Source organism: Candidatus Hydrogenedentota bacterium (assembly GCA_035416745.1).
GTDB lineage: Bacteria > Hydrogenedentota > Hydrogenedentia > Hydrogenedentales > SLHB01 > UBA2224.
In genome coordinates, this window is the sequence record DAOLNV010000124.1 from 1 (window position 1) to 12,429 (window position 12,429).

General features: G+C 59.4%; 8 protein-coding genes. 7 read left to right on the forward strand and 1 reads right to left on the reverse strand.

All coding sequences use genetic code 11. The features are described from left to right. The 4 genes from PLJ71_21305 to PLJ71_21320 form a co-directional block, all read left to right on the forward strand. Window positions 1-191 (forward strand): hypothetical protein (locus PLJ71_21305; protein ID HQM51227.1); only part of this gene is annotated, 191 nt, incomplete at its 5' end. Between the two features lie 75 nt (window positions 192-266). Further along, complete coding sequence (locus tag PLJ71_21310; protein HQM51228.1) at window positions 267-1,397, forward strand: hypothetical protein; 1,131 nt, start codon at window positions 267-269, stop codon at window positions 1,395-1,397. A 51-nt stretch (window positions 1,398-1,448) separates the two neighbouring features. Next, entirely contained in the window at window positions 1,449-1,586 is a 138-nt protein-coding gene (locus PLJ71_21315; GenBank protein ID HQM51229.1) for a hypothetical protein, read from the forward strand. Between the two features lie 128 nt (window positions 1,587-1,714). Beyond that, entirely contained in the window at window positions 1,715-2,275 is a 561-nt protein-coding gene (locus tag PLJ71_21320; protein ID HQM51230.1) for a hypothetical protein, read from the forward strand. A 41-nt stretch (window positions 2,276-2,316) separates the two neighbouring features. Here PLJ71_21320 and PLJ71_21325 read toward each other — a convergent pair whose 3' ends face one another. Further along, the gene (locus PLJ71_21325; GenBank protein HQM51231.1) at window positions 2,317-4,014 is read right to left on the reverse strand and encodes an AAA family ATPase; all 1,698 of its coding nucleotides are present in this window, start codon (window positions 4,012-4,014) and stop codon (window positions 2,317-2,319) included. Window positions 4,015-4,199: 185 nt separating this feature from the next. Between PLJ71_21325 and PLJ71_21330 the strand changes: the two genes are divergently transcribed. From PLJ71_21330 to PLJ71_21340, 3 genes are all read left to right on the forward strand, one after another. Continuing rightward, complete coding sequence (locus PLJ71_21330; protein HQM51232.1) at window positions 4,200-7,325, forward strand: protein kinase; 3,126 nt, start codon at window positions 4,200-4,202, stop codon at window positions 7,323-7,325. Window positions 7,326-7,435: 110 nt separating this feature from the next. Continuing rightward, window positions 7,436-9,850, forward strand: coding sequence for a DUF2157 domain-containing protein (locus PLJ71_21335; GenBank protein ID HQM51233.1), 2,415 nt, complete (start codon window positions 7,436-7,438; stop codon window positions 9,848-9,850). Beyond that, window positions 9,850-12,429 (forward strand): DUF4185 domain-containing protein (locus PLJ71_21340; GenBank protein HQM51234.1); only part of this gene is annotated, 2,580 nt, incomplete at its 3' end. The genes PLJ71_21335 and PLJ71_21340, both read left to right, overlap by 1 nt.

Below are 12,429 nucleotides of genomic sequence, written 5' to 3' on the forward strand. Positions count from 1 at the left end.
AAGCCCAGATCGTCTGGCCGTTCGACCGCTACTACATGGAGGAGGCCGCGGCGCCCGAGGCGGAGAGAATCTATCGTGAACGCGCCCGCAATTCCATGGTCTATGTCACGGTCCGTATCTCGCGCGGCACCGGCGTGATAACGGGCCTCTTCGTCGATGGCAGGCCTGTGGAGGAAATGATCCGCAAGTAACCACTGGGCAGGATTCCTTCTGTATAGGAGGTGCGCAACATGGTCTGCTGCACCAAACGGAAAGGACGGTGTGAGATGAGCGAAAAGGTCCGTCTCGATATAGCGATGGCGCTGTTTGTACTGGCAGTCATTCTGCCGGCATGCAAACCCGCCCAGGACGCCGCAGAGCCGGCGGTAATGGCGGGGCTCACGCCTGATCAGCAGCAACGGCTGGATCTCCTCAAATCACGGGGAACGGACGCGTCGCTGACTATCCTTCCGGCCCGGGTGGGCGGAAACCCATTTGACCGAATGACTGAAGCCATTGGGTGGCAGCTCGAACAGAAGGGGCTGAAGAATATCGAGCTGGGAAAAACCGCCTTTGCGCCCGGAACCCAAACCGACCCGGCACAGGTGGCAGCTTCGCTCAGTGAGTATATCAAGACCGCATCGATTACAACGGAGTATGCCCTGTACGCCGACTTCAATGGCCGGGAACGCGTGAACGAAATCCGCGCAATTGTGGTGGACAAGTCGGGCGCGTTGGTCTGGAGCGAGCGGCTCACGCCGCAGGATCGTGCATGGAAGGCGTTGGGAGGCGATGGCGACTTGCTCGTCTGCTGTACCGCGCTGGTCGAAAGCCTGGCCCCGCGATTCGGCCTCAACGAGCAAACCGCCAAGGCGGCCACACCTGGTGAAATGGCACGCATCATGGCAGAACGGAGCGGGGTGCCGCCCGAGGAAGAGACCGCACCTTTGCCGGACCGCCAGAAGGCCATGAAACAATTGGGACCCCAGGCGACGCTGGTGGTTTACCCGGCGCGGGTTGGGGGCAATCAGGAAGACGCCGCAAGCGCCGGCGACATCGCGAAAATGATTAATGAGGCGGGTTTGTTCAAGGCGGAACCTGCCAAGCAGTCCCTGTTGCTTAAGGCTTCCCTCGCCGACCCAAATGAGATGAAAAACCTGTGGGATCTCGCGCGCGAGTTCAGGGAGTATGTGAAGAAGAATCCCGTGGATGCCGACTACGTTCTTTATGCAGACTGCCTGTTCAACCCGCAGAACTGGGAGCAGGGAATGGTGCACTTTGTGGTCTGCGACCGCCAAGGCGAGTGGGTGATCGTCGACATGCAGAACTCGCATCATCCTGATTACCAGAGCATCAAGCCCGTATCCAAACAAGATTGCTACAGATTGCTCGTCAAACGGCTTCAAAGCTATCGGTAGAAGGGCCGCGCGGACATGCCTCGCCGATTGGAATGAAAGGAGGACTCGACAATGAGAACCGGCCATGCGTGCGTGAAGTGGGCTTTCGCACTGGCCGCGTTTGGGGCGCTGGTGTTTATGGTTGTCACTATGATCACTGAATGCACGGCGGACCGGACGGGCGGCAAATCTCCATGCGGGGACCCTTAGCCGACCCCTGCCGTGCTTCGCGTTTGTCGCGCTCTCAGGCGTATTGACGTTGCCCGCCAGATCCGAAACTCATTTCTGAGGACTAGGGAACGAGCTGACGCGGCGATGATCTCGCGGAAAGGCTGGTCATGATGGAAACGAGATCCCTCATCGGAAGAAGGCGGATCCCAACGACCCGGGAGGCGTTTATTGGTGCGCTGAGCATCAACACCGCCATGGCTGCCTTTGCAGTTCTTATCCTGTCCGAATACCACCTCCTGACCGGTTTGATGGCCGCCCTTGCCGCAGGGCTGGTGGTGATATTGGCAAGCATAGCGTGGGCCCGGAGAAAGAAAAAGGACGACGCAACCGAGACAGGCCCGGAAAACAATGGCACGTCTAAGCTCACGCGGCTGCTGGCCGGGGCGGGTGTCTTTCTTCTTGGAACAGGCGAGACCTTCTTGGTCGGCATCGTGTTCTTTATCCTGGCGGACTACTTCAGCGCCCACCACTATCCGACGCAGTTGCTCCGTTTCATCGACTCCTATGGAATAGGTCTTGTGTTCCTTATTGCTGCTTTCTTCCCAGCGTTCAACGCGTGGCGGCGGCAGTGGCTTCTTGTCCTTGGAAATGTCCTGGGACCGCTCTTGGCACTCGGTCTTATCGCGCTGCTGGCGTTGGCCATCATGGCCGGCCCCGGTCATGTTTGATCGTATGTTAGACAGGGAAGCCGTGCGTTTCTGTTGCCCGTCTACTCGGCGACGCGAACGAGCACTGTGCCGCCCTTTTCGGTAACCTCGATAGTCCCGCCGCTTGGGACATTGCCGCTTTCCACCAGGTTGCTGACCGGTCTCGCCACCAAGCCTTCCAACACCTCCGGAAGCCCGGCCATGCCGTTATCCGGGTCGTAGGCCCGAGATGCTACCAGGTCATAAACCCCGTCGTGCACTCGCAATCCGATCCCGCGCGGTTTCAACGTCCGATACAGTTCTTCCAGCCCTTTTCGGATGATGGTGCGCACCTCGGGAAGTTCAATTCCGCGAAAAGCGATAATTGCGCTGCAGCAGTCGAGGATTTCCTTGGAGACGTATTGGGCCACGGATTCCTTGGTTAGCGTTCCTCCCGTTGCAGATGGCATGTTCAGCGTCAGTACGAGCAGGCAATTCTTGAACCCGATCTCCCCTCCATTTAGGTCTTTCATGACCCCTGAGGCTAGTATTGGCGCCAATGTTTCGAAGAAGGCCTGCGGGGCGTGTTCGATGCCTTCAAACGCTATGATGGCAAACGGGGCGTTTCGTGCCTTGGCCAAAAGTCCTTTGGCGGCGTTACCTTCATGGGTTGGTGCTATTCCGAAAAGCCGCTGGAAGTCTTCAGGTGCAGTGAAGTTGGCCAGATTGAAAACCGTAAGGTCCTCGCCCGATCCCAGTAACTGGTAAGTCAGGCAGCGCACGGCGTGCATCTTGCCCATACCGGTAGGGCCGGCGAGCAACATCACGCCCGCGGGACGACCTGGTTTCCCGAACGACATCCGGACCTTGGTCATGACGGTGGCGATCTGTTCAACCGCATCGTCCTGACCGACGACATGCCGTTTCATCCGCTGCTCCAATTGTTTCCTCCACGCCTCCGCCTGGTCGACGTCGATGTCGATCGCCGTGATTTCCATCACCACGCGCTTCACATCATGCGAGCCCACCTTGATCCCCAAATGTCTGAGCGAACCCGAGTCCACGAGGTCCGCACACTGGTCGCGGGAAATGATCTTGAGCTTATAGCGCGCGCATGCCTGATCCAGCACCTCTATGGCCTTGCCGGGCAGGTGTTGTTTCGGCATGTACTGTTGGGTCATCCTGATTGCATCTTCAAGCGCCTCGTCTCCAATCTGAACCGTATGATGGCGTTCAAGCGCCGGCCGAATCTTTTCCAGAATGGCGGTCGTTTTCTCTTCGGACGCCGGCTCCAGCCGCAGCAACTCCAGATGCGCGCCCGCCAAGGCGTTCGCTGCGGCCAGTTTGCCATACTCCTCCGTGGTCAGCGTTCCGAGGCATGGTATCTCGCCGGTCCGAACAGCCGACCCCAACACGTTTCTCACACTCGCGTCGTCTTGCGCGGAAAATAACGGGCTGATGTCGTCTATAAACAGGACCCGCTCCGGGTTCGCCTTGAGGAACTTCACCAGGGAAGCCATCGCATCCTGGCACTGCTCCTTTGGTATAGCCAGTAGGGCCGGCAGATTCAGTTCAAGTACCCTGCACTGACGTGAACCTTCCTCGGCAGCGCCTTTTACGCCAGCAATGGCAACCCCTTGGGCCAGCTTGGTCTTACCAACGCCGTGCTCTCCCACTATTAGAACGTTCTTGCGATCTTTCCTTGAAAGAAATTGACGGATACGGAAGACTTCTTTCTCCATCTCGTAGCCCGGTTCGAGCCGGTTTTGTTCCGCGGCCATGGCCAAATCGTTTGTTACCGCACTTAATTTGAACATCGAATGCCTTCCTTTTTTGTTCTATGTTGACTCTCCTCTTGTCTTGTCACTTAAAGAAGGAAAAGGGGGAGTGTGGTTACAGACTTCCTGCTTTGTTTAGTTGCTTTTACGTGCCAAAGCGATTGAGAATATCCGCCGGAGGCGTAAGAATGCGCACCGAGGCATTGTGCACGATTTGTGGTTCGGCGATTTCTTCCAACGCCCTCCACGGGCTGTGCCCCCAATGCCTTTTGAACACGGCCCTGCGCTCTGATTGCGAATCCAGCGAGACATTGCCGGACCAGCCCCCCCTGCTCGAGCCCAAGGACAAACCGCCAGCCACCGCAACCACTACTCCTCTGGCGGGGGACAGCATCCCGGGCTACGAAATCCTCCAGGAATTGCACCGCGGTGGGCAGGGCGTCGTGTACCAGGCCATTCACAAGACTACCCGGCGGCGCGTCGCCATCAAGGTGATGCGGGAGGGTCCTTTTGCCGGACCGCAAGATTGTTCCAGATTCGAACGCGAAGTACGCATCCTCGCGGCTATCCGCCACCCACATATTGTGTCTGTACACGACAGCGGGACTGCCTCGGGCAACTTCTATTTCACGATGGACTACATTTCCGGACAGCGGCTGGACAAGTACGTTGAGGAACACCTCTTGGGCATCAATGATGTCCTCCGGCTGTTCGCGAAAACATGTGATGCCGTAAATGCCGCCCACCTGCGCGGGATCATTCACCGCGACTTGAAGCCGGCCAACATCCTCGTGGACGCTGAGGGCGAACCCCATGTGCTAGATTTTGGTTTGGCACGGGTAGCCCTCGGCGAGGTTGCCGGAGAATCGCAGATGGGAGTGATGACCATTACGGGAGAGTTTGTGGGCAGCCCCCCGTGGGCGGCGCCAGAACAGGCCGAGGGCCGGCCGGAAATGATCGATCTCCGGACCGACGTTTACGCATTGGGCGTGATACTCTTTCAGGTCGTAACCGGGCATTTCCCTTACGAAGTTACCGGCAATGTCCTGGATATCCTCGAGCGGATACGCAATCAGGAGCCGGCAAAACCAAGAGCGTTCTGTCACAATATCGGCGACGAAGTAGAGACCATCATCCTCAAATGCCTGGCCAAAGATCGCGACCGCCGGTACCAGACTGCGGGCGAATTGGCCCGCGACATCAATCATTATCTGGCTGGCGAACCCATCGAAGCCAAACGAGACAGCGCCGCCTACGTCTTGAGGAAGACTCTGAGGCGTCACTGGCTGCCCGTCTCCGTGGCTGCGGCGTTTGTCCTCCTGCTCTCAGGTGCGCTTGTGGTTTCCGCATCACTCTGGTATCGTGCCCGGAAGAACTTTCTTGAGGCCGAACAGGGCCGCAAAGCCGCAGAAGAAGCGCGCCTCGTCGCCGATGCCAAGACGCGCGAGGTCAGGAGACGCCTGTACAGCCGCCAAATGATGCTGACCCAACAGGCGCTCGATACCAACTCCAGCACGCTCAAGGATCTGCTCGAACAATGCCCGGCGGAACTGCGGGGGTGGGAATGGTATCGAATCAAATCCCTGGCCGACCAAAGCCAAATGACGCTCGCCCCGTATCCGACCGACGCTTTGTCCGCCGCTTTCAGTCCGGACGGACTTCGCTTAATCTCCACCGGCACATTCCTCCGGCTCTGGGACGCTCAGACCGGTCAGCTGCTACACGAACGTGGCGGAACGAGTAGCTATAAGGCATCCATGGCTGCTTACGACACCACGGGAAACCGAATCGTATTCACCACCACCGGGTCGGTGGGCGCGCTGGAAGTGTGGGATGTCACGGAGTGGCGCCCCATTTGGGCGCTCGACCTGAAGGACCAGCCCAATTGCGCCCGGTTCAGCCCGAACGGCCAGCGGATTGCAGTCGGCACGTGTTCAGGACGTGTCTCCTTTCGAAATGCAAGCACCGGCAAAGAGGAGGGTTCATTTGCCGCTGCTGGGGATGTCCTGATAGCGGCGATTGCGTACCACAAGGATGGACAGTGGCTGGCCACTTCGGCCTGGGACGGCTCGGTACGGATTTGGGATGCTTCCACGGGCGCGGCCGTGCGCACACTTCAGGAGTCTGGAGGCAGTCGCGTCTTTGACGTGGCGTTCAGTCCTGATGGCAAGCTACTGGCTTGTGGCGGAGAAGATCAATTGGTCCACCTTTGGGACACAGCCACGGGCAACGAACGATTGCTGCTCCGCGGCCATACCCAAGGCGTGCAGGCCGTGGCCTTCAACCCGGATGGCACGCGGCTATGCTCGTCAGGGCGCGACGCCACGCTCCGCTTGTGGGATACGGCTACCGGCCGCCCAACCGCCACGTTCCGGGGACACAGCCACACTGTACTCAGCGTGGATTTCAGTCCGGATGGGCAACGACTCGTATCCGCGTCGCGGGACCGCACCATCAAGCTATGGAACGTCGAGCCGATTGACGAGACCCGCATCATCAGCTTCCCGGAAACGGCCATCGGCGACTTAGCATTCAGCCCGGATGGGAAACTCCTGCTGGTAGAGACTGCGGAGAATGTGCTTGCTTGGGACTGTGCCTCGGGCCGGAAGGTTGAAGACCACAGCCACCGTTATATGCCTGATCGCTGTTCGCCTCACGGAAACCAAGAATTGGGATTTGACAACGAAGGCGTCCCGGGTATCCACGATACAAACACCGGCGATTACATGATGCGTTTCGAAGAAATCCCGAACGAGCTCACGCCTTTCTATTTCAATCCGGGCGGAGACAGCCGGCAGCGAGTCAACATCCTCTTGTTCAATCCCGATTACACACGGGTGGCAGGCGGCACGTTTGACGGCTATATTGCCCTGTGGGATGTGGTAACCGGCAAACTCCTGCGCGCCGTACAGGCACACGACGGACCTATCACTGACATCGCCTATCGGCCCGACGGGAAGCAAATCGCAACGTGCAGTTTCGACACCAAAATGCGATTATGGGACGCCGATACCGGGCAGGAAGTCCGGCCCGCTTTCAAACATCCGCATTGGGTCCACGGTCTGGCCTTCAGTCCCGACGGCAACCGGATCGCCACCGGTGGCATGGACATCCGTATCTGGGACCCCGAAACCGGCGACTCCCTCGCCACGTTTGGCCAGCTCGAGTCCTCCTCCTATTATTGTATCGCCTTCAGCCCGGACGGCCGTTCCCTCGCTGCTTCGTGCGGAACAAACGGACGAGCCCCGGATACAATCAGAATCTGGGATGCGGCTGGCCCGGTCGATTCCATAGTGTCTGCCGACCCATCTTGAGCTGCCGGGAATAAATCCCGCCACTCCAAGGCACTGTTGTTTCCGTAACCTTTCGCGAGTTTCCCTTCTATAAAGGAATGACAACCCAGGAAATGCCTTGGAGGGACAAGATGAACCGTCAAGCGCAATGCCCCCAATGCCGGTCGCCACTTCCCGCCGACGCCCCGGAAGGCCTGTGCCCCCAATGCCTGCTCAAGGCGGGCTTGGCAATCTCCGAAATATCGGAATCGTTTGTGCAAACGGGGAAAGGGTTCGAAAGCACCGAACTCCCGCTCATGAAACCCAAACCCGAGGAGTTCGCGGCCGACAGCATGATCCTCGATGAGGCCCCCGGACGATATTCACAGCGGGGCGAACACTCGCGCGGCGGGATGGGGCGCATCCTGCTCGTACACGACCAGATAATCGGCCGCGACATCGCGCTCAAGGAACTACTCCCTCCGGCGCCCCGTGGGAGCGGGGATACGCCGGTGCGGCATGTGGCCGAGGTCTCAGCCCGTTTCCTGCGCGAGGCGCAACTCACCGGACAACTCGAACACCCGGGGATCGTCCCGGTCTATGAAGTGGGCCACCGCGCCGACGGCACGCTCTATTACACAATGAAACTCGTGCGCGGCAAAACGCTGCACGAAGCCGTGGTTCAGACCAAAACGGCCAGCGAACGCATGAAACTGTTGCCACACGTCGTGGACCTGTGCCAAGCCATCGCCTTTGCCCACAGCCGGGGCGTAATTCACCGCGACATCAAGCCCAGGAACGTCATGGTGGGCGAGTTCGGGGAAACGGTCGTGATTGACTGGGGGCTGGCAAAATCGCACGCCTCCGCTGCGTCTCCCGGTGAGGACGGAAAGATGGCCTCCCCCGAGGAATATCCGTCGGGAGCGGCAGTCTTTCAAACCGCGGACGGGACCGTCCTTGGGACCGCGGCCTATATGGCCCCCGAACAAGCGGCCGGGGATGTAGAACATGTCGATGAACGTTCGGACGTATATGCCTTGGGAGCGGTTCTGTACGAGGTTCTCACCGGCCAGCCGCCGTTTACGGGAACCAGCGCGATGGATATTCTCGACAAGGTGTCAAGCCGCCGGCCGGCTCCAGTGCTCCAGGTCGAGCGCCAAATTCCATCGGAGTTGGCGGCCATCTGCGAACGGGCCATGGCTCGGAATCCGGCAGACCGCCACCCGTCCGCCAAGGAACTCGCCGAAGACATCCAGGCGTTCATCACGGGGCGGGTGTTCCGTGAACGGGAGGCCCGTGTGTCATTCCTCGCGGCCGTTTACGGGGTCGGGGCCATGCTCATCGCGGCCGGCATCATTACCCTGGTTGTGTACAATTGGAAACGAATACCCCCGAACGGGCAGGCCGTCTTGATTGTGACAACGATGATGGCCCTTTTGGGAAGCGGACTGTACTTCCGGAGCATTTCAGGGAGCCGCCCACAGCTGGGCCATGTGCTGATCTTCCTCGGCGTACTCATGTTCGGCATAGACCTGCTGCTGCTCTGCCATATCTACCACATCCCGCTGTCGGGTAGTTGGGGGCTGGCCGGGCGAGCCAGCATACCAGGCGCCACACCCGAACATATACTGTTTCTTTTCTGGGCCCTCGGTTCGTTTGCGGTCGCCGCGGTTATCCGCAGCAACTCCATCACTATGCTGTCGCTGGTCGTCAGTCTGCTTTGGTTTCTTGAAGGATTCTTTGTATTCAGCAGTGGTGGGTTACAACCGCAGGTTTATGGTTATCCGATCCTGGTGGCGGCAATCTTTGTGCCCGTTTGTTACGGTTGGGGTACCGCGCGCGCGTTTGGCGCCACGATGGTGGCCGTCAGTGTGACGGCCGTGGCCATTGCCATTGCCGATGGAGGCGTCGGCCGGTTTTTCCTGGCGGCACTGGCCATGGCCATGCTCTTTTTACCTTGGGGATTGTTGTCATATTCGGGTCCCTACCGGAAGCGCGCAGGTGAGAATGCCGTAGGCCTCGGGACGGCCTTTCTCGTGATTCCGCTTGTCGCGATGTCGTCGTGGCATGCGCAAGAGGTCTTCAACTTGAGCCTGGCGGGAAACGCAAATGGATTGAAGCCGTTTGTTCCGTTGGCGGCGGCCGCTCTCGTGGCGGCAGGCCTTTGGGTCTGGACAATCCTGCGCAAGGCATGGCCCGCCGAACTGCGCCTGCTTTTAGGGGGCTTTGCGGCCGTTACGGCAATTGTGTCTGGCGCCTTGGTGGTTGGCTGGCGCCTTGGCCCCTCGAACGCGGCTCCCACAGGCCTGATGCTGGCCGCTATCTTGGCGGCTAATCTGGCCGTTCTGGTTTTTGGTGCGACCATAGCCTGGACAGGTGTGACGTTGTTGAACCGCTGTGTTTTCTGGGCCGGTACACTCTTTGTTGCGGCGATGGCCGTGTGGCGCATCTTTGAATTCCAGATGGATTTCCAACTGCGGGCATTGATCCTGGTTTGCGCCGGCATCGGTCTGATTGTCATCGGGATGCGCTTCGAGTCCTATCTGAAGAGAAGGAGGCTCGTCTGATGTGGAAACGTTATGTTTGGACGGCGGTTGCCACACTGGTTCCGCTGGCTTTTCTGATGGGTTTGCTGGTGTTTACACCCCGCAACGTCAAACCAGCCACTGATTCACCCGGCGCTGTCGCTCAACAGGGCAATTTCGCGCCCGTTCCCGCACCCGCACCCGCACCCGCGCCTGCACCCGCACCTGCGGCCGCGCCCGTGCCCGTGCTTGCACCCGGGCCCACGCCCGCACAAGTGCCCCCGCAAGTGGCCCCACAAGCAGCCGCACAAGCCACGATCAGATGCGGTCCACTAGCCTATGTCCCCAACTCGACCAGGAAGGTCTGCCAGCTGACAGGCGACGTTGACCGGGCCACCGGCGCCCCCACCCTCAGTCAAACCGGCAAACGGTTCGGAATCGTGGCAGCCGATCTGGGCACGTCATTTGAACATAAGGGCCAACTCTGTTTTCTCTTCGGGCCCGCTTGGGAATCCTGGGAGCAACCTGGAAGCCATCCCGTGCTGGCCTCGACCAGCGGCACCGACCCGGCCAATCTGGTTCTGGACGTCAGCACACGCCCCGATGGCAAGTGGCTTCCCCCGACCCTCGCCGGGTTTAATGAAGGCACCGTACTTCGTCCAACCGGCGGCGTCTCGGTCGGCGACGTTATGTACGCAGTCTTCAACGTCAATCAGGGATGCATCCTGGCGAGTTCGATCGATGATGGCCGTACCTTTGCCGCGATTTTCATGTGGCCTGGAGGCCGGTTCAAGACCGTTTCGTTCTGCACCGCGGGCGAATGGATGTACCTTTACGGCTGCGGCGAATTCCGCAAAAGCAGTGTGTATCTGGCCCGCGCCAGGATCGCTGAAATCCAGGCCGGACAGCCCCGGCTGGACTTCTTCGCCGGCATAGACGGAGCCGGCCAGTTCATCCCCAGATCGAGGGACACAGATGCCATTCCCTTGTTCCAGAGCGCGGCCGTCGGCAATTTTTCCGTCGGCTTTGTCCCGTCAATCCAAAAGTTCATCATGTTGTACGACTCGGATCAACCGCGGGGCATCACCCTGAGGTGGGCCGATACCCCGTGGGGACCTTGGTCTGAAGGCGTGACCATCTTTGAGCCTCAGCGGGACAACGCATACGGCCAGTTCATGCATGCTCCCGAAAAGAACGATGCGCTCAGCGACCCCAATCGCAATACCGAGACCGGCAATGAATACGGCCCCTATCTAATGTCCCGTTTCACGCAACCGATTGACGGCGGCATTCGAATCTTCTACACGCTATCGAGCACGAACCCACGCCAGGTGTTCGTAATGCAAAGCGACCTGAGATCCGGACCGGTGGAACAAGCCAATGTGCCCGCGATCTACCCCACAGGCGAGGTCGACATATTCGGCAATCCGCTGGATGCTTTTACGAAGAAGGTATATGAAGATCGCGGCATTGCCGGCGAAGTCGTCATCGACGGCAAACCCGTGGCCGGCGCCACCGTCATCATGCGGCGGCTTCCGCCTGAAATTGCCAACAATGCGTCTGACCGGTCCATGGTTGCCGCTGAGCTCTTCGGAAAAAGTGCATGGGTTGGCCAAACCGATGCGGAGGGGAAGTACATCTTTACCGGTCTGGACATCGGCCACTACGGGATCGAGGCCTTCACTGGCACGGCCTGCGGCGTGGATGACATGCCTGTTCGTCCCAACTCAATTCCCGGCAATCCGGAGGGCCGCATCGCGTACAACGTGGCTCGCGCCCACATGTCCATCGAGTTGCGGCCTTCGGCCCAGTTGGCAGGCCGCGTGCTCGCGCCCGACGGCAACCCCATTGCCAACGCCAACGTTTACCCGACTCAGATCCGGAGCCAGAACGAAGAAGTGGTGCTCGACCCCATTCCCATAGCCTTGTTGAGCGTCAAGACAGGCGCCGACGGTTCGTTCCTTTTCCCCCGGCTGATTGCCGGGCAGTGGCAACTGACCGTCACGGCCCCGGGCTATCAGGAGCAAACATGCGATTGGCTGCCCACAGGCAACCAGCCGGTCGAGATTCGATTGAACAGCCAACCAAACGGCGTACAAGCCGCCAGCCAAAGCCCCTACCGCACCGAATTCAATCTTGCCGACTATCGCGGCAAATACGTCCTGCTCGATTTCTGGGCCGCGTGGTGCGAGCCCTGCCGCGAAGAGATGCCTGCTGTCAAAGCGGTTTACGAGGAGTATAAGAATGACCCGCGGATTATTATCGTAGGTCTTAACCTTGACCCTCAGCCCGCAGATGCGGAGAGATTCATTGCCGACAACGGCATGAATTGGCGCCACATTCTTCTGGGCGACTGGGCCAAAACGCCTGTACCCAGTCAATTCGGAGTCGACGGAATCCCCTACTTGTTCCTTCTGGATCCCGAAGGCCGCATCGTGGCCAGAGACCTGCGCGGTCCGGCGATACGCGAAGCCGTAAGAACCGCTTTGGGAGGTCTATCCCAGTCCGGCGCGGTCGAAACGCCCGCAGCAGCCGGTGCGCCCGGTGCTCAGTCCTCCGCCCCTGCCCCCGCGGATTCCAGCCAGCCGCAAGTGTCCAACATAATCACGCCCACGCAAAAA